Below are 21332 nucleotides of genomic sequence, written 5' to 3' on the forward strand. Positions count from 1 at the left end.
AAGAGAGCCCGTATGAAGCGATTCAGCCTGCGCAAACACAAGATACCTACCCGGTGTCTTCGGCGCAGAAACGGATGTATGTGCTCCAACAGCTTGAAGACGGCGGTGTCGGCTACAATATGCCGGCTGTGCTGGAACTGACGGGCCCGCTTGACCGCAGCCGGCTGGAGGAGACGTTCCGGCAGCTTGTGGAGCGGCACGAGTCGCTCAGAACGTCCTTTGAAACAGGGCCTGACGGCGAACCGGTGCAGCGCATCCATGACAGCGTACCGTTTCAGCTCGATGAGGCCGAGTCAGCTGACGCATTCGTCCGGCCGTTTTGTCTGAAGGAAGCGCCGCTCTTCCGTGCGGCCCTCGTGAAAGAATCGGAAGAACACCATCTTTTATTAACGGATATGCATCATATTATTTCTGACGGTGTGTCCGTCAACACCTTGATAAAAGAATTCGGCGAGCTGTACGCAGGCCGTTCGCTTGCGCCGATGCGCCTTCAATATAAAGACTATGCCGTCTGGCAGCGGTCGTTTCAGCAGAAAGAAGGGTATCAAAGGCAGAAAGCGTATTGGCTGAAACGGCTCGAAGGAGAGCTTCCGGTGCTTGAGCTTCCGGCTGACAAGCCCCGTCCGGCTGTCAGAAGCTTTGCGGGCGGCAGCGTATCGTGCACGCTTGACGCTGACACGGCATCCGGCCTTCACCGCATCGCACGCGATCACGGCTCCACTTTGTACATGGTGCTTCTCGCCGCGTACAATACGCTGCTCGCGCGGTTGAGCGGACAGGAAGACATCATCGTCGGCTCGCCGATTGCCGGGCGTCCGCATAAAGACCTTGAACCGATTCTCGGCATGTTCGTCAACACGCTGGCCATCAGAACGGAGCCGAAAGGGGACAAACGGTTCACCGATTACTTGGCGGAAGTCCGCCAGGCGGCGCTTGAGGCGTATGAACATCAGGACTATCCGTTTGAAGAGCTGGTGGAGCGGCTCGGCGTGCAGCGGGACACAAGCCGTAATCCGCTGTTTGACGTGATGTTTGTGCTCCAAAATATGGAGCGTGAATCCCTGAATTTAAATGAGCTGCATTTGACTCAAGCTGCGGGTACAAGTCATAAAACCGCAAAGTTTGATGCCACGCTTTACGCGGCGGAAGGGTCTGACGGTTCCATCAGCTTTGATTTTGAATTCAATACAGATATCTATCAAAAACAGACAATCGAAAAATGGCTTTCTTACTTTACCCGAATTCTTACAAAAGTAATTGAAGACCAAACAATATCGCTTGGTGACATTCACGTACTGGATAATGCTGAAACAAATCGCGTCATTTATCAGTTTAATCAGACGAAAAGCGATTACCCAAGACACGAAACCATCAGCCGTTTATTTGAGCGTCAGGCTGAAGAAACCCCCGATGCCCGGGCAGTTGTATACGATGGACAAATCTTGACATACCGTGAGCTGAACGAACGGGCTAACAGAATAGCGGCGGCTCTTCGATCAAATGGCGTCGGTCCGGAAAGTGTTGTCGCCTTATTAACCGGCCGCACAACAGAGCTTGCTTCCGGAATCCTCGGAATATTAAAAGCAGGAGGCGCCTACTTGCCTATCGGTGACGATGTGCCTCGGGAACGGGCTGAATGGATGCTTAAAGACTGTAAAGCTGATATTCTTCTCCAATCTGATAAACTTGACGGTCTGCCGCTTTCAGGAAAACGTTTATTCATAGAGGATATTCAAACAAAGGCCGGCTTGAGTTCGGAAAATCCCGAACCGCTCGGCGGACCTGAATCATTGGCCTACATGATTTATACATCCGGGTCAACAGGTGCGCCAAAAGGCGTCATGATTGAACAGCGAAGCGTGATCCGCCTTGTGAAAAACAGCAATTATATTGATTTTACGCCGGAAGACAGACTGTTGTTTACTTCATCATTAGGATTTGATGTAACGACATTTGAAATATTCGGTCCGCTTTTAAACGGCGCTTCTTTATATGTAAGTGACCAGGAAACCTATCTCGACTCTGATGTTCTGGAAACATTTATACAGCAAAACGGCATTACGACACTGTGGCTGACATCGTCTTTGTTCAATCATCTATCAGAACAAAATGAACACGTGTTTTCCGGATTATCCCGATTGATTATCGGCGGGGAAGCACTGTCCCCAAGTCATGTAAACCGGGTTCGGAATGCGCTGCCGCATCTCTCAGTATGGAATGGATACGGGCCGACTGAAAACACGACGTTCTCGACTTGCTTTTTGATTGAACAATCATACGATCATTCAATCCCGATCGGCCGCCCTGTCGGAAATTCAACCGCATATATCATAAACAGCAGGGGAACACCGCAGCCGATAGGCGTCATCGGCGAATTATGCACAGGCGGAGACGGTGTGGCAAGAGGATATTTCGGCCGCCCTGAGCTGACGGAAGAAAAATTTGTCCCTAATCCTTTTGTTCCCGGAGAACGGATGTACCGCACCGGAGATTTAGCCCGCTGGCTGCCGGACGGAACGATTGAATATGCCGGACGGATGGATGATCAAGTGAAAATCCGCGGTTATCGGGTCGAGCTGGGAGAGATTGAAGCCGCACTGAGGAGCCTGGACGGCGTGAAAGAAGCTGCCGTGTCAGTCAGAACCGGGCAGTCCGGCAATAAAGAACTGATCGCATATATGAGTCTGCAGGCGGACATGGATACAGAAAAAGTGCGTTCTTCACTTTCTAAGCAACTGCCGAATTACATGGTTCCGGCCTATATGATGGAACTTGAGAAGCTGCCGCTTACGCCGAACGGTAAATTGGATCGGAAAAATCTGCCCGAACCGGAGCTTGCGCTTCAAACCGCGTACACAGCTCCCCGCAATGAGCTTGAAGAACAGCTTTCCGTGATCTGGCAGGAAGTGCTCGGCACAAAACAAGTCGGGATTGAGGATTCATTTTTTGAGTTGGGCGGCGATTCAATCAAAGCGCTGCAAGTTGCCGCACGGCTCGGACGCTATGGGTGGAAAATGACGGCAAGTGACTTATTCCGGCATCCGTCCATTAAGGAACTCGCGCCTCTTATCCGGAAAGCGGAAAGAGTCATCGATCAGCGGCCGGTGGAAGGAGACATACCTTGGACACCCGTTCAGCACTGGTTTTTATCACAGCGGATGGAAAACAGAAATCATTTCAATCAGTCCGTCATGATGTTCAGCTCTGACGCATTGCATAAACAGCCGCTCAAACAAGCCTTGGAGCATCTTGTCATTCATCATGATGCACTCCGTATCACCGTCAGTTCAGAAAACGAAAGTATCAGACAAATCAATCACGGTATTCAAAAAGATGAACTGTACAGCTTGGACATTTGGGATCTGTCTGAGACAGATACTTGGGAAAGAGAAATAGAAGATGAAGTGGCTGCGCTCCAACAGCGGATGGATATTGAAAAAGGACCGTTATTAAAAGCCGGCTGGTTCAAAACCCGGTCAGGGGATTATTTATTCATCACCGTACATCACCTGGCGGTTGACGGAGTGTCATGGCGTATTCTGCTGGAGGATTTATCTGCCGCTTACACTCAAGCCGTAAAAGGTCAGCCGGTCCAGCTTCCGCCAAAGACCGATTCGTTTAAGCAATACGCCGTAAGGCTTTCAGAATACGCAAAAAGCAGCAAGCTGATGCGTGAAGAAGAATATTGGCGTTTTATTGAAGAAGAAACAGCCGCCGAACTTCCTTATGAAAAACCGCAGTATCAGACGGGAGCCGACAGCGTTCGGCAAACGGTAAGCTTTACGCTTACAGAAGAAGAAACGTCCGTTTTGCTTCAGCGGGTCAACCGGGCCTACCATACCGATACGCAAGATATTCTTCTGACTGCCGCAGCTTTGGCTTTACGGGACTGGACAGGGGGCGGCAGACTGCGCATCGCGATGGAAGGGCACGGGAGAGAGCACATCATGCCGGAGCTCGATATCAGCCGCACCGTAGGCTGGTTTACCTCCATGTACCCGGTGCTCATTGACTTGAACACAGCAGGCGCTGAGCTTGGAACGGCTGTAAAAACGGTCAAAGACACACTCGGAAGAATACCGGATAAAGGAATAGGCTACGGCATTTTAAAATACATGACACCGTCTGAACAAAAAACAATCCGCTTCAGACAAGCGCCTGAAATCAGCTTTAACTATTTAGGGCAATTCAATGATACAGAAGATCAGCACACATTCAGTTTATCCGGTCTTGCGAGCGGGCACGACATCACGCCGACATGGCAGCGGGAACAAGCGGTGGAAATGAGCGCGATGGCCGCACAACATAAACTGCACTTCAGTTTGAGCTATCCGCCGAGCCGCTTCCGCAAAGAAACGATGGAACAGCTGCTGCAAACCTTACAGCAATATTTGCGTGATATTATGGCGCACTGCACAGGCAAAGAGGAAGCAGAAAAAACCGTTAGTGATTTTAGCAGCAAAACGTTAACATCTGATGATTTGGACAGCATAGCGAGTTTTGTCGAGGAACTGTAGAAAAAGGCGACGGGGAGATTATAACATGACAAAAAAGAATGCAATTCAGGATATTTATCCGCTGTCTTATATGCAGGAAGGAATGCTTTTTCATTCCCTCCTGCAAAAGGAATCACAAGCTTACGCCGAGCAGGCCTCTTTTTCAATAACAGGGAAGGTTGACACCCGCGTGTTTGAAGAGAGCGTTCATGCCCTTTTCGAAAGACATGATATTTTCAGAACGATCTTTATCAGCCAGAACGTGTCAGTGCCGCAGCAGGTCGTATTAAAAGAGCGGAACGTCAGCATCATTGAGGAAAATCTCACCAATTTAAACAAGGCTGATCAAATCAAGCATATTGAAGAAGCCAAACGAAGAGACCGTAAGAAAGGATTTCACCTGCAAAAAGACATGCTGATGCGGGTGACGCTGCTTCAAACCGGAGAATGTGAATATACGTGCATATGGAGTTTTCATCACATTATTATGGATGGCTGGTGTCTCGGGATCGTGCTGAAAGAGTTCTTCCAGATATACGCCTCGCGCCTCCGCCGGACACCGTTAACGCTTGAGCCTGCTGTGCCGTACGGGACCTACATCAAGTGGCTGATGGAGCAAGATAAAGAAAAAGCCGCTTCGTACTGGGAGCGATACCTTGAAGGCTTTGAGCAGCAGACTGTTCTGCCGAAGCAGAAAAAAGCCGGCGAAAGCAGACAAGAGGAAGTGACGTTTTCCTTTTCAAAAGAGGACACGGCTAAGCTGAAAGATCTGGCCGTGAAAGAAGAGGTCACGCTGAGCACCATTTTCCACACGCTCTGGGGCATTTTGCTTCAGGCGTATAACCAGACAGAAGATGCGGTTTTTGGTTCTGTTATTTCCGGAAGGCCGTCTGAAATCGAAGGCATCGAGCGAATGATCGGCCTGTTCATTAATACCGTGCCTGTCCGGATCAGCGGGGCGGACATCCCGTTTCAAAAGCTGATCAAAAACGTGCAAAAGGACGCTTTGAAAGGACAGGCATACAGCTATCATCCGCTTTATGATATACAGGCGAATTCACAGGTAAAACAAGGCTTAATTGACCATATTCTCGTCTTTGAGAATTATCCGGTTGAACAGGAGCTCGATGTGCTGAACAGCAACGGGGAAACGAAAGACCTTTTTCACATCCATGATTTCAGCATGGAAGACGAAACCAATTACAGTTTTTATCTTATGGTGGCGCCGGGTGACGAGATTCATTTGAAAATGAGATACGATTCAAGCGTGTATGACCGCCAATTTATCGAAAATATCAAAGGTCATTTGACACATATCGTTTCCCAGATTCTCGACAAACCTGATATCACGCCGGATAAGCTTGTAATCATCACTCCTGAGGAAAAAGAGCAGCTGCTTGCTCCGATTTCTGAAGAAACTGAAAAGCCTGAGTATGACACGATTCATGCGATGTTTGAACGGCAGGCCGCACAAACGCCGGATCAAATCGCGATCCGGTATGAAGGCGGGTCAGTGACGTACAAAGAGCTGAATGAATCGGCTAATAAGCTGGCCCGTCTGCTGCAAAAACGCGGATTAAAGCGGGAGGAGCCGGTAGGCGTCATGCTCGGCCGTTCCCCTTCTTTAGCGGCGGCCGTTCTCGGTATTTTAAAAGCAGGCGGCGCCTTTGTCCCGATAGATCCCGGCAGTCCAAAGGAGCGTATCCGATATGTTATTGAAAACAGCGGCTGCATCCATGTTGTAACAGAGCGGCATCAGTCACTCCCCGCGGAACAAACGCTGCAGGTTACATATATAGAAGAGGCCGGGACGGAAGCGGACGGAAGCAATGTGCAATCCATTAATACGGCGGACGACCTCCTTTATATGATTTATACATCCGGTACGACAGGGAAACCGAAGGGCGTGCTGCTCGAACATAAAAATATGGCCAACCTTCTTTCTGACCAATTGACGAACACAGATATTGATTTTTGCACAAATGTACTGCAGTACGCATCTTTGGCGTTTGACGTCTGCTATCAGGAGTTATTTTCAGTACTCTTGAGCGGCGGCACCCTTTGTATCGTGCCCGAATCAATCAAACGGGATGTTTCTCAGCTGTATTCGTTTATCGATCAGCACAAAACAGAGGTGGTGTTTTTCCCGACTGCGTTTGTCAAGATGCTTTTCAATGAAGAAGGTTATGCACAGTCTTTTCCCCGCTGTGTGAAGCATGTCATTACGGCCGGGGAGCAGCTGACTATCTCACGTTTGTTCAGGCAGACGCTCCGTTTACACGGTATGCATTTGCATAATCATTACGGCCCGTCAGAAACCCATGTGGTTTCAACGTATACGATTTCTGCGGGAGATGACATACCTGAACATCCGCCGATCGGGAAACCGATCCATCATAACAAAATGTATATTCTCAGCAAAAACAGACAGCTTCAGCCTCTCGGAATTGCGGGAGAATTGTATATTTCCGGAGCGAATACAGGAAGAGGCTATGTGAACAATCCGGCGCTGACCGAAGAGAAATTTTTGCCGGATCCGTTCAGAAAGGGCGCCGTCATGTACCGGACCGGAGATTTGGCAAGACTGCGTGCGGACGGCCAAATTGAATACATCGGCCGGACAGATGATCAAGTGAAGATCAGAGGGTACCGGATTGAACCGAAGGAAATTGAAACCGTCCTGGCAAATCATCATGCCGTGAAAGAAGCTGCCGTGCTGATTCAAACGAATGAGTCGGGCGAAAATGAATTATGCGCCTACTGCAGCGTCTCACAAGCGACTGATCCTTCTCAGCTGCGAAGTGATTTGGCCAAGGAGCTGCCTGATTATATGATTCCGGTCAAATGGGCTTTCGTTGACGCGATTCCGCTCACTGGAAACGGCAAAGTCGATCAGCGGGCCCTTCCGGAAGCTTCAGCGTACGCAGCGGGCCGTCGATATACAGCTCCCCGGAATGTGACCGAACTGAAGCTTACCCGCATATGGGAAGAAGTGCTTCAAACCGGCCCGATCGGCGTTCACGATCACTTTTTCGAGCTTGGCGGCCATTCATTAAAGGCGACGGCACTCGTTGCAAAAATAGCTAAAGAGTGCAGCGTGCAAATCCCGCTGAGTGATGTCTTCAGCTATCCGACTGTAGAAGAACTCGCCAAAATCATCGGTGAAGCAGAAGAGAATCCGTTCGCATCCATAGAAAAGACAGAAACAAAAGAAACTTATCCTGTCTCATCCGCTCAAAAACGGATGTATGTCCTTCACCAGCTTGAAAATGGCGGTGTCAGCTATAACATTCCAGCCGTTTTAGAGGTGAAGGGGCCGTTTGACCGAGACAGGATGGAAGCCGTGTTCAAGGAGCTGATCCGGCGGCATGAACCGCTCAGAACGTCCTTTGAAGAAAAAACGGCCGGCCTGTGCAGAGGATTCATGACGAAGTGCCGTTTGCATTTACAAAAGAACAATCAGCCGAAGCGTTTATCCGGCCGTTCGATCTCGGCAAAGCGCCTCTTTTTCGGGCGGGATTTGTCCAAATTGAAAAAGACCGGCACCTGCTTTTAGCTGACATGCATCATATTATTTCAGACGGCGTATCCGTCAATCTTTTGATATGTGAATTCAGTGAGCTGTATGCTGAGAGAAGTCTGCCGCCGTTACGGATTCAATACAAAGATTATGCCGTCTGGCAGCAATCATTTATGGCGGGCGCCGCATATCGGAAACAAGAGGAGTACTGGCTGAACCGGCTTGCCGGGGAGATTCCCGTGCTTGAATTGCCGGCTGATAAGCCGCGTCCCCCGGTGCGGAGCTTTTCCGGTGACCGGGTGTCATTTGTCATCAGCGAAAAACATACAGCACAGTTGAAAAAGCTGGCGAAAGAAAACAAATGCACACTTTATATGACGCTGCTCGGTGTGTACACGGTTCTGTTAGCCCGTTTAAGCGGACAGGAAGATATGATTGTCGGGTCTCCGATTGCAGGAAGGCCTCATGCCGACCTTGACGCCGTTCTGGGCATGTTTGTCAATACGCTCGCTTTCAGGACGCGTCCCGACGGAAGCATGACGTTCAAAGAATATTTAAAGGAAATTCGCCAAACAGCGCTTGAGGCTTACGAACATCAGGATTACCCGTTAGAAGAGCTCGTCGATAAGCTCGGTGTGCCGCGGGACATGTCCCGAAATCCGCTGTTTGACACAACATTTGCGCTGCAAAATATGGAACAGCAGAAGCTAAGGGCAGCCGGACTTGAACTGCAGCCGGCAGACGTCAGCCTGCCGATTTCTAAATTTGACTTATCGCTGTACATCTCCGAAAACGCCGGTGAATTGTACTGCCAGTTTGAATACAGCACCGATTTGTTTGAGAGAAAAACGATTCAAAAATGGGCGGAATTTTTCACGACACTTGCCGAAAACGCCGCAGCTGATCCGGGTTTGGAATTAGACGATATTTCTGTTTTGTCGGAAAAAGAAGAAGTATCTCTGCTTCACGCTTTCAGCCCCTTGCAGAAAACGGCGTTTCCGCTTCATCAGCCTCTTCATGATCTGCTGGAACAACAGGCGGAAAAAAACGCCGGACCGTCCGGCGATTTTAACTGATGACATTTCGATTACGTATCAGGAGCTGAACGAAAGAGCGAATGAGCTTGCGCACCGGCTGATCAAGCGGGGAATAAGGCTGGAGGATAAAACTGCCATTATGGGCCGTCGTTCTCCTGACATGCTGATCGGCATTTACGCTGTCTTAAAAGCAGGCGGTGCATATCTGCCGATTGATCCGGATTATCCGGAAGAGCGGATTCGCTTTTTACTGAAAGACAGCGGCGTGAAATTCTTACTGGCAGAACCAGAACTTTTCGCACCAGATCTTTTTGAGGGAGAAACGATCTCTCTGAAAAGCGGGCAAACAGGAAACCCGGAAGCTGCGGCCAACCCCAATGTTCCGGTGAAACCTGATTCATTGGCTTATATCATCTATACATCCGGTTCTACGGGACGCCCAAAAGGCGTGCAGGTTGAACATCAGTCAGCCGTAAACTTTTTATACTCGCTGCAAACGCGTTATGGATTAAAGGATTCCGACACCATTCTGCATAAAACATCATACTCTTTCGATGCTTCGATTTGGGAGCTGTTTTGGTGGCCGATCGCGGGAGCTTCTGTTTTTCTCCTTCCGCAAGGCGGCGAGAAAGACCCTGAAATGATACTGAACGCATTGGAGAAAAACCGCATAACGGCAGCTCATTTTGTGCCATCCATGCTTCATGCTTTCTTGGAATATATAAATTCCAGAAAACAGCCGATCAAAAAGACCTGCTTAAAAAGGGTTTTTGCCGGCGGCGAACAATTGGGCCCTCACTTGGTTTCCCGTTTTTATGACCTTCTGCCGGGAACGGAATTGACAAATTCCTACGGTCCGACGGAAGCGACGGTAGAAGCGGCGTACTTTGATTTGCCGCAAGGAAAGGAATTTCACAATGTTCCGATCGGCATTTCCGGACATAACATGCGGCTGTATATTTTAAATCAAAAGAGACAGCTTCTGCCGCCGGGCTGTATCGGAGAGCTGTATATCGCGGGGACAGGGGTGGCCCGGGGCTATTTGAACCGTCCTGAACTGACGGCGGAGCGTTTTCTCGATGATCCGTTTTATCCGGGAGAACGCATGTATCAGACGGGTGATATCGCACGCTGGACAGAAGACGGCCTTGTCGAATGGCTCGGGCGTTCAGACGGACAAGTGAAAGTCCGCGGCTACCGGATTGAACCGGGGGAGATCGAAGCGGCGATCCGGCGCATCGACGGCATTCGTGAGGCGGCGGTCACCGCCCGGACCGAACACGGCGAAACCGCGCTTTACGCCTATATTGAAGGACGAAAAAGCGATGACGTGCGGGCGGAGCTTGCAACACGCCTTCCGGCCTACATGATGCCGGCTCAGTTTATAGAGATGAGCGAATGGCCGGTCACGCCGAGCGGAAAGCTTGACCGCCGCGCGCTGCCGGCTCCCGGCGGAGCGGCAGACAGACAGGTGTACACCGCCCCGCGGAACGTCACGGAAATGAAGCTTTGCGCCCTTTGGGAAGAGGTGCTGAAAAACGGACCCGTCGGCATCCGGGATCACTTTTTTGAGCGGGGCGGCCATTCGTTAAAAGCGACGGCTCTCGTCTCCCGCATCGCCAAAGAGTTCGGTGTTCAGGTTCCGTTACAGGACATCTTCGCCCGGCCGACGGTGGAAGAGCTCGCTTCGGTTATTCAGGACTTGGAAGAGAGCCCGTATGAAGCGATTCAGCCTGCGCAAACACAAGATACCTACCCGGTGTCTTCGGCGCAGAAACGGATGTATGTGCTCCAACAGCTTGAAGACGGCGGTGTCGGCTACAATATGCCGGCTGTGCTGGAACTGACGGGCCCGCTTGACCGCAGCCGGCTGGAGGAGACGTTCCGGCAGCTTGTGGAGCGGCATGAATCGCTTAGAACGTCCTTTGAAACAGGGCCTGACGGCGAACCGGTGCAGCGCATCCATGACAGCGTACCGTTTCAGCTCGATGAGGCCGAGTCAGCTGACGCATTCGTCCGGCCGTTTTGTCTGGAGGAAGCGCCGCTCTTCCGTGCGGCCCTCGTGAAAGAATCGGACGAACGCCATCTTTTATTAACGGATATGCATCATATTATTTCTGACGGTGTGTCCGTCAACACCTTGATTAAAGAATTCGGCGAGCTGTACGCAGGCCGTTCGCTTGCGCCGATGCGCCTTCAATATAAAGACTATGCCGTCTGGCAGCGGTCGTTTCAGCAGAAAGAAGGGTACCAGAAACAGGAAGCCTATTGGCTGAAACGGCTAGAAGGAGAGCTTCCGGTGCTGGAGCTTCCGGCTGACAAGCCCCGTCCGGCTGTCAGAAGCTTTGCAGGCGGCAGCGTATCGTGCACGCTTGACGCTGAAACGGCATCCGGCCTTCACCGCATCGCCCGGGATCACGGCTCCACTTTGTATATGGTGCTTCTCGCCGCGTACAATACGCTGCTCGCGAGATTGAGCGGGCAGGAAGACATCATCGTCGGCTCGCCGATTGCCGGGCGTCCGCACAAAGACCTTGAACCGATTCTCGGCATGTTCGTCAACACGCTGGCCATCAGAACGGAGCCGAAAGGGGACAAACGGTTCACCGATTACTTGGCGGAAGTCCGCCAGGCCGCGCTTGAGGCGTATGAACATCAGGACTACCCGTTTGAAGAGCTGGTGGAATGTCTCGGCGTGCAGCGGGACACAAGCCGTAATCCTCTGTTTGATGCCATGCTTGTTGTCCAGAATATGGAGCATGAGGAACTGCTGTTGGACGGTTTGCATATTCAGCCTGCGGACGTGTCCCGTCCGGTTTCCAAATTTGATGTCACTTTGCAGGCTTCTGAAGGCGGGGGACAGATTCATTTTCTGTTTGAATATGCGGCGTCTTTATTCCGGAAAGAAACGATGCAGCGCTGGGCTTCCCACTTTATGACGATGCTTGAACACATTGTCCGTGAACCGGAAACTTCTATACAAGCGATCAGCATGCTGACTGCTCCGGAACGGGACCGAATTCTTTCGGACTTTAACGGCATGGCGGATAAACAGCTGCCTGAAAAAACAGTTCATGAACTGTTCATCACCCAGGCGCGAAAAACACCGGATGCGGCAGCCCTTATCAGCGGGGAAACGTTGGTCACATATAAAGAATTAGATGAATGGTCGAATAAAATCGCCAGAGCTCTGCAAAAACGGCAGATCGGACCGGATGCCGCCGTCGGCATTGTAATACCAAGATCACCGGAACAAGTCGCCGCAGTCTTCGGGGTTTGGAAAGCCGGGGGCGCCTACGTCCCGATAGATCCTGAATATCCGGAGGAACGCAAGCAATATATCATCTCAGACAGCGGCACAGCGCTTCTCCTTACCGTACACGGCGCAATAGATCAAGTGCCCGATCATTTTAAAGGTGAAGTGCTCGCACTGGAGGATATCCAAGAACAAGACGCATCACCGGTTCAGCCATTATCAGCACCGGAAGATTTGGCTTACATCATTTACACGTCCGGGACGACAGGCAGGCCGAAAGGGGTTATGGTCGAACATCGTTCCGTCAGCAAAACCCTTCAATGGCGCAGCGGATTTTATGATCTGAATGAGAAAGATACGGTTCTTCAGCTCTTTTCATTTTCCTTTGACGGTTTTGTAACAAGTATGTTCACACCGCTGATTTCAGGTGCGAAGGCGGCCGTTCCAGCTGAAGATGAAGCAAGAGATATTCTTGCCATTAAACACTATCTTGCATCTTACCGCATCACTCACATGATCATTGTTCCCGTACTGTACCGTACACTGCTTGACGTACTGGAGCCGGGGGATGCAGAGTCTCTCAGAATTGTCACATTAGCTGGAGAAGCTGTCGACCAAAACATTATCAGCCGCAGTTTATCAGTTTGCCCTCAAACGGAGCTTGCCAATGAGTACGGCCCGACGGAAAACAGCGTCGCCACTACAGCGGCAAGACATATAGAACAAAGTGAGAACATTACGATCGGCCGTCCGATTGAGCATTCACACGTTTATATTTTAAACGGGGATCACCCGCAGCCGATCGGTGTAACGGGAGAACTTTGCATTTCGGGTTCCGGCCTTGCAAGAGGGTACCGCAATCTTCCTAAGCAAACGGCTCAAGCCTTTGTCCAAGACCCGTTCCACAAGAACCGGCGCATGTACCGCACGGGCGATCTGGCAAAATGGCTGCCGGACGGCACGCTGCAATATATCGGCCGAATGGACGAGCAAGTCAAAATCAGAGGCTACCGGGTGGAACTGAAAGAAATTGAATCGGCCTTAACAGGCATAAAAGGTGTCAAGGAAGCAGCCGTTACCGCTCTGTCCGCATCAGCAGGCCAAGCGGAACTATGCGCTTATATCGTGACAGAAGAAGGAACAGAAAGTGAAACCGTGCAGCAGGCACTCAGAAATGAAATGCCCGCTTATATGGTGCCGGCGTTCTTTGAAACACTTGAAGCCCTGCCTGTCACACCGAACGGGAAGCTTGACCGCCGCGCGCTTCCTGAGCCGCGGAAAAAAGCGCACACCGGACGGGCATTTACGGAGCCTGAAAGCGACTTGGAAAAAGAGCTTTCCGCGATTTGGAGCGAAGTGCTCGGAACTGAAAACATTGCCGCGGATCAATCATTTTTGAACTGGGCGGCGATTCCATCAAAGCCCTGCAAGTATCAGCCCGATTACATCAGGCAGGAAAACAGATCGCCGTAAAAGATATTTTCAGCCGGCCGACAATTAGAGAGCTGGCTCCTTATGTCCGTACAGAGCGGCAGCCGGTCAGCCAAGCTCCCGCAGAAGGAGAAGTGAAGTGGTCGCCGGTTCACAAATGGTTCTTCACACAAGACATGAAGGAAGCAAATCATTTTAACCAGTCCGTCATGCTGACGAGAACAAATTCAATAGATGAAGAGGCTCTGAAGAAAACGTTAAAAGCCATTACCGTTCATCATGATGCCTTGCGCCTTGTCTGCAAAAAAGACGAAGAGAAAGGTCTTCTCCTCTTCAACAGACCGGCTGACCTCGCAGATGAGCAGCTTTACAACCTGACCATATTAGAAACAGAAGGCGATGAGCATGAGAAGGAACGTTTTATAAAACGCCGCGTCGCAGAGCTTCAGAGAAACATGGATTTGGAGAACGGGCCGCTGGTACAGGCGGGGCTGTTCCGCTCTGAAGCAGAAGATTACTTGTTTCTGACCGTCCATCATCTCGCTGTCGACGGGATATCATGGCGGATTTTATTGGAGGACTTGGCTTCTGCTTATGAGCAGGCCGCCTCTGGTCAGGAAATCAAACTCCCTCCGAAAACCATGTCATTCAAAACATATACGGAGCAGCTGGCCGATTATGCCGAAAGCAGACAGCTTCTTCAGCAGGCGGAGTATTGGCGGGAGATTGAACACTATGAAACAGAAAGTCTTCCTTACGAGCAGGCAGATCTATCTCAAACTCCTGCAAAAAAACGGAACACGGTATCCTTCACTCTGACAGAAAGTGAAACGGACGCCCTGTTGAAAGATGTGCACAGCGCCTACAATACGGATACGCAAGATGTGCTGTTGGCTTCCGCCGTGCTTGCCCTTCAAAAGTGGTCGCCGCGGCACGCTTTGAAAATCGCCCTTGAAGGACACGGACGCCAATCGGAACAGGAAGGTGCGGACATCAGCAGGACAGTGGGGTGGTTCACTTCCATTTACCCGGTGCTTGTCCGGAGCGGAGTTTATGAACCTCTTGAAGAATATGAAATTCGCACATTGAAAACCGTTAAAGACACATTGCGGCGCATTCCGGATAAAGGGAACGGATACGGCGTCCTCAAATATTTAACACCGCCGAAGCTTGCCGGGATGACTTTCGGGAAAGCACCGGAGATCAGCTTTAATTATCTCGGACAATTCGATGCGCCCGGCGGGAGTTCGGCAGAAACGGAACAGCCTGACGCGTTTCAGTTTTCTCCTTTGGGAGGCGGAGATGATGTGACAGATACATGGAAACGGGAGCAGTCACTTGAAATCAGCGCGATTGCGGCAAAAGGCCGGATGACCGTCAGCATTTCCTATGAAACGGAGCGCTTCCGGCAAGATACGATCGAATGGCTGTCCGAAAGCTGCCGGTATTATCTCCTGAAACTGTCGGAACACTGCCTCAGCAAAACCGATACGGAGAAGACCGTCAGTGACTTTGATGATCGGGAGCTGACTGAGGAAGCATTGCAGGATATTGCCGACTTACTCAGCTTCCACTAAACCGAGCGGGAGGAACACATGGACAAAACAAAAAATATCCAAAATATTTATCCCCTCAGCCGAATGCAGGAAGGAATGCTTTTTCATTCCTTTCTGCAAAAGGAGGGGGCTGCATATATCGAGCAATCCGTCTTCACCATAAAAGGCCGGCTTCGTCCGGAATTGTTTGAGCAAAGCGTACAGTCTGTCATCAGCCGCCACGATATTTTCAGAACGGTTTTTTTACCTCATGTCGCTCAGCTGAACGGCCCCCGCCAAGTCGTGCTGCGTGAGCGGGAATTCCGGCTGCACCGCGAAGATCTTACACATTTGGATGAAGCGGAACAGAGCGCCTACTTACAGCGATTTAAGGAACGTGACCGCTTAAAAGGCTTTGACTTGCAAAAGGATATGCTGATGCGTGTGTCTTTGTTTAAAACGGCTGACGAAAAATATGTATGCGTCTGGAGCCACCATCACATCCTTATGGACGGCTGGTGCCTCGGTATCGTCCTTCAGGAATTCATGCATATGTACCGGGCGATTGAATCAGACTCACCCGTCACATTGGCGCCCGCAAAGCCTTACAGCACGTATATTACATGGCTGACTGATCAGGACAAAGACGCGGCTTCTGAGTATTGGAAAGGATATTTAGCAGGCTGCGAGACACCCTCAGGACTCCCGAAAATATCGGCCCGTCCCCAGGAAAAAGGCTACCGTAAGAAAGAGCTCCTGTTTTCTTTAGATCAAAATCTGACAGACAGGCTGAAAACCATCGCCAAAGAAGAGGGCGCTACGCTCGCGGTTCTTATGCAGACTGTATGGGGCCTGATGCTGCAGCGCTACAACCGGACGGACGATGCCGTATTCGGCGCTGTCGTATCAGGGCGGCCTTCCGTCATTGACGGCGTGGAAAGCATGATCGGGCTGTTTATCAATACTGTGCCGGTACGCATTAAAACGGGTGACGAAAGCTTTAGAGAACTGCTGGGCCGTTGCCAGAAAGAAATGCTTGATTCAGAGGCGTTCAGTTATCATCCGCTTGCTGACATCCAATCTCAGACTGAGCTGAAACAGGATTTAATCGACCATATCATCGTGTTTGAAAATTATCCGATTCAGCAGCAGATGAGAGACGCGGAAAAGGAATCGGATGCACCGTTCCAGATCGGGAATGTTAATGTTTCGGAACAATCGGGCTACGATTTTAACCTCATCATAGCGCCCGGCGATGAGCTGATCATCAAATTCAGCTACAATGCGAACGTTTATGACGAAGTATGGATAGAGAGCGTAAAAGGACACTTGGAAGAAGCGCTGCGCGGCGCCGCCTTCAATCCCGATGTTCCCGCTGATCGACTTCCGATGCTCGGACAAAAGGAAAAATCAAGAATAATCGGCGAATTTAATGACACGAAAACAATTTATGAAAGAGACGAAAGCATCATCAGCCTGATAAGCCGACAGGTGAAGAAAACCCCGGATCATCAGGCGCTTCACGCCGGCGGGCTGACGATGACTTACCGGGAGCTCGATGAACGGTCAACTGCGTTCGCCCGCATCCTGCTGGAAAACGGTTTGGCGCCAAAAGGAATTGCCGGGATTCTTGCCGAACGCTCACCGGAATTTATCATCGCTGTTCTCGCTGTATTGAAAGCGGGAGGGACGTACCTTCCGCTCGATGCAGAACTGCCATCCGACAGGATCGCCGATATGCTCACTGAGAGCGGAGCACAGCTGTTAACGGTACAAAAAGGGATTGAGACTGACGTTGACTTTTCTCACATCATCTCTATCCCGGCTGCAGCTGAAAAACAAACCGCTGAGGCGGGAAAACTGAATACCGTTACGTCACCTGATGATCTTGCCTATATTATGTATACATCCGGTTCAACAGGAAAACCGAAGGGTGTGATGATTTCCAACCGCAACGTCGTATCGCTCGTGTCAAACAGCAATTATACGTCAGCCGGCACGACGGACCGTCTCATTCTGACAGGGTCCATCGGTTTTGACGCAGTGACGTTTGAAATCTTCGGAGCGCTATTGAACGGAGCGTGCCTTCATGTGGTTGACCGCACGACAATGCTTGCCCCTGAGAGGTTCGGCAATTATCTTTGTTCCAATCGTATTACGATTCTGTTTTTGACGACGGCGCTCTTTAACCAGTTTGCCCAGGCGGATCCGGAGATGTTTTCCGGTTTGCACACCTTATATGTCGGCGGAGAAGCATTGTCCCCGGCGCTCATCAATAAGGTCAGACACCGCTGTCCGAATCTCAGCCTTTATAACATATACGGGCCGACGGAAAATACGACATTTTCTACCTTTTACGAAATCAGGCACGATTTTTCTCAGCCGATCCCAATCGGAAAACCGATCAGCAATTCAACCGCGTATATCATTGATAAAAATGGCGGACTTGCGCCGATCGGCGTGCCCGGTGAGCTTTGTGTCGGCGGGGACGGGGTTGCCAAAGGCTATTTAAACAGGCCTGATTTAACAAGTGAAGCGTTTGTCAGCCATCCGGTTCATCCTGAAGAAAAGATCTACAGAACAGGGGATTTGGCACACTGGCTGCCGGATGGAAGCATCGGATACATCAGCCGTATCGACCGTCAATTCAAGATTCGCGGGAAGCGTATCGAGCCGGCCGAAATCGAAGCGCGGCTGACTGAAATTGATGGAATCAGGGAAGCTGCAGTCATCGTGTCAGACGAAGGACAAGAAGCAACCCTTTGTGCGTATTATACAGGCGCACATGCTGAAGAAAGAGCCATTCGATCCCTATTGGCCAGGTCGCTTCCCGACTATATGATTCCGCAGTATGTGATGAAGCTTGACCGTATGCCGCTTACCGCAAACGGCAAAGTTGACCGCCGCGGGCTGCCTGCGCCGGAACGGAAAAAAGCTTCATCAAAAGCCGTTCCGCCACGAAACTGGGTAGAGCGTGAGCTGATCGACATTTGGACGTCGATCCTCGGCTGCGGGGAGCTGGGCATACAGGATGACTTCTTTGAGCTGGGCGGCCATTCTTTGAAAGCATTGCAAGTGATTCATCAGCTGAAGACCAGGCAGCAGATGGATGTGCCGATTGAAATGATATTTGAATATCCGACAATTGAACAATTGGCTGAAAAGCTGTATTCAAACACACTGTCAGAAGCTGCCGAACAGCATATCAGCAGACTGAATCAGCCGAAAGGCCGCAATCTTTTCTGTTTTCCGCCAATCTCAGGTTTCGGCATTTTCTTTAAAGATCTGGCGGCGGCATTAAATGGACGGGCTGCTGTGTACGGTTTTAACTTTATTGAAGAAGACAGCAGAATGGAACAATACATTGATAAGATGCTGGAAATCCAGCCGGAAGGCCCTTACATCCTCTTCGGATATTCAGCGGGCGGCAATACGGCATTCGAGGCTGCAAAAGCGATGGAAAAGCGAGGCTTAGAAATCAGCGACGTCATTATCGCAGACGCGTACAGAAAGCTTGACGCACTGCCGAAGCAGCCAACAAACGCAACAGCCGAAAATGTCCCGGAAGCCGTCAGGGAAGCGGTCATCAGAAAAACAGAGCGCTATCAAACGTACTGGGCGGAACTGATAAATGACGGCCAAATTGCGGCAAACCTCCATTTTATCGAGGCCGGCTTAAAGGAAGAGCACAATGCTGAGTCTGAGCCGAAGAAATGGGAAGGCGCCACAACGGGACTCTACCAGGAATATCAGGGCGAGGGAGCCCATAAAGATATGTTTGAACCCGCCTTTGCACACAAAAATGCCGAGGTCATACTGGACATCATCGCAAACAGCGGAAGACGCTTGGCGCGGAATCTGTAACATCCGGCAGAATGACTGAAGAAGACAAAGGGCAAGATAGGGGAATCAAACTCAGTTTTTTTTGGAGGCTTTGAGATGACGAACCTATCTTGGCTTACGTATGTAATGATTATTCTTGCCAGCTACCGGCTGACCCATTTGATCGTATTTGATAAGATTACGGAATTCATAAGAAAACCCTTTATAAAGCAAGAAAAAACCGTCGATCAAAACGGGCGCGCCGTCCAAAAAAAAGTCCCTTCCTCCGCATTCGGTTATATGCTGCAATGTTATTGGTGTGCGGGCGTCTGGTGCGCCATATTGATCGGCATCTGCTATTTGGTCTGGCCCCGCTATGCGCATCCGGTTATTTTCATTTTGTCCATTGCCGGAGCGCAGGCCATTCTTGAAACATGCGTCGGCGTCGGAACGAAGGTCATTGACGTGCTCGCCGCCATAAAACATAAAAAGTCCTGAAGCGTTTTGATTCGCTTTAGGACTTTTTTCTTTCCCTTTTAGGCTGAGAGGAGCAAAGCAGGCTTCCTGATTCACCGCCCGGAATGCTTCGGAATACCGTAAAGCAGAGAGGGGGAAAAACATGAAAAGCTGCCGTTTTAGCATGATATGGTTTTTGGCCGTTGTACTGACAGCCGGCATCTTTACGTTCTCAGCATCCGCACAAGCAAGCGGCACTCAGCCGGAGAGAGAAATGAGAGCCGTCTGGATCGCGTCTGTCACTAATATCGACTGGCCCTCTAAAAAAGGGCTGTCACCGGAAGAGCAAAAAAGAGAATACAGCAAGCTGCTGGATGACGTTCAGGAGATGGGGATGAACGCCGTTATCGTCCAAATTAAGCCTGCGGCTGATGCTTTTTATCCATCAGATTACGGGCCTTGGTCAGAGTATCTGACAGGAACACAAGGCAAAAATCCCGGCTACGACCCGCTTGCTTTTTTAGTTGAAGAGACACATAAACGGAATCTTGAATTTCACGCTTGGTTCAATCCTTACCGGATCACGATGAATCACACAAATTTGAATGCGCTTTCAGATGATCATCCCGCGCGTTCCCATCCGGACTGGGTCGCTGCATACGGAAAACAGCTGTACTATAATCCTGGAATTCCGGAAGTAAGACAATTTATAACGGATGGAATCAAAGAAGTGGTCAGCCGTTATGACATTGATGCGGTTCATATGGATGATTATTTTTATCCTTATAAAATTGCCGGACAGGAATTCCCCGATCAGGCGGAATACGAACAGTACGGAAAAGCTCACTTTGCATCAATTGATGACTGGCGCAGGGATAACGTCAACCGGCTTGTAAAAGAAATCAACCTAACCATCAAACGAGAAAAACCTTATGTCAAATTCGGAATCAGCCCGTTCGGCGTATGGAGAAATGCCGCAGATGACCCGACAGGCTCCGAAACGGCCGCCGGGGTGCGGAACTACGATGACTTATATGCTGATACAAGAGAATGGATCCAAAAAGGATACATTGATTACATCGCACCGCAAATTTACTGGAGTATCGGATTTAAAGCGGCGGCATATGACGTCTTAGCGGATTGGTGGGGAAAAGAAGTGAATAATCGGCCGGTGCATTTATATATCGGGCAGGCAGCTTATAAAATCAACAACAATGCTGATCCGGCATGGGCCGACCCGGGGGAATACGGAAGACAGATTACGCTAAACAGGGGATCAGCTTGGATTAAAGGAAGCATGCATTTCAGTTTAAAGGATTTAAACCGTAATCCGCTCGATGTAAAAAACCGTTTGATCAAAGACATGTACAGCCGGCCCGCATTAATTCCCGAGATGCCTTGGCTCGGACAGTCGGCTTTAAAAAAACCGTCTGTCAAACGGGCGGAGAAGAACGCTTCAGGCCATACACTCTATATCGAAGATGCGAAATCCAACGGTAAAAAAACGGCTTATTACGCCATTTACCGCGCAGAAAAGGGAAAGCAGCCTTATTTAGTGGATACAGTCAGAAAAACATCGTCACGGACTCAGACATTTTCAGATACTGATATTCGGGCGAAAGAAGCCTGCACCTATATCGTTACTTCCGTTGACAGGCTTCACCATGAGAGCCGTCCCTCCGCAAAACGGACGATTAAATAGCCATTATTAATAAAACTGACAGTTGCCGCGCTGTCAGTTTTTTTGCAATGGATGAGTCCGAATGTTCAGACTTTATT

At 50.1% G+C, this 21332-nt stretch carries 4 protein-coding genes and 1 pseudogene; all 5 read left to right on the top strand.

The annotated features are described in order from the left end of the window. Window positions 1-4517, top strand: a 4517-nt coding sequence (locus D368_RS03120; protein WP_486129206.1) for an amino acid adenylation domain-containing protein, incomplete at its 5' end; no start/stop codon positions are given. Between the two features lie 25 nt (window positions 4518-4542). Then, window positions 4543-15317, top strand: a pseudogene (locus D368_RS03125) (non-ribosomal peptide synthetase). An 18-nt stretch (window positions 15318-15335) separates the two neighbouring features. Further along, window positions 15336-19139 carry a non-ribosomal peptide synthetase gene (locus D368_RS03130; RefSeq protein WP_128574551.1) on the top strand — a complete coding sequence of 1268 codons (3804 nt, stop codon included), beginning with the start codon at window positions 15336-15338 and terminating at the stop codon, window positions 19137-19139. 75 nt (window positions 19140-19214) lie between these two features. Next, window positions 19215-19595: a DUF1360 domain-containing protein gene (locus tag D368_RS03135; protein WP_003153891.1), complete on the top strand. Its 381-nt coding sequence runs from the start codon at window positions 19215-19217 to the stop codon at window positions 19593-19595. Between the two features lie 121 nt (window positions 19596-19716). Continuing rightward, window positions 19717-21255: a glycoside hydrolase family 10-like protein gene (locus D368_RS03140; protein WP_128574552.1), complete on the top strand. Its 1539-nt coding sequence runs from the start codon at window positions 19717-19719 to the stop codon at window positions 21253-21255. Window positions 21256-21332 lie beyond the last annotated feature (77 nt).

Origin of the sequence: Paenibacillus lentimorbus NRRL B-30488 (genome assembly GCF_000411595.1) — a bacterium.
Lineage (GTDB): Bacteria > Bacillota > Bacilli > Bacillales > Bacillaceae > Bacillus > Bacillus velezensis.

Coding starts and splice junctions, on each gene's coding strand:
- D368_RS03130 (WP_128574551.1), top strand. CDS start 15,336: ATGGACAAAACAAAAAATATCCAAAATATTTATCCCCTCAGCCGAATG.
- D368_RS03135 (WP_003153891.1), top strand. CDS start 19,215: ATGACGAACCTATCTTGGCTTACGTATGTAATGATTATTCTTGCCAGC.
- D368_RS03140 (WP_128574552.1), top strand. CDS start 19,717: ATGAAAAGCTGCCGTTTTAGCATGATATGGTTTTTGGCCGTTGTACTG.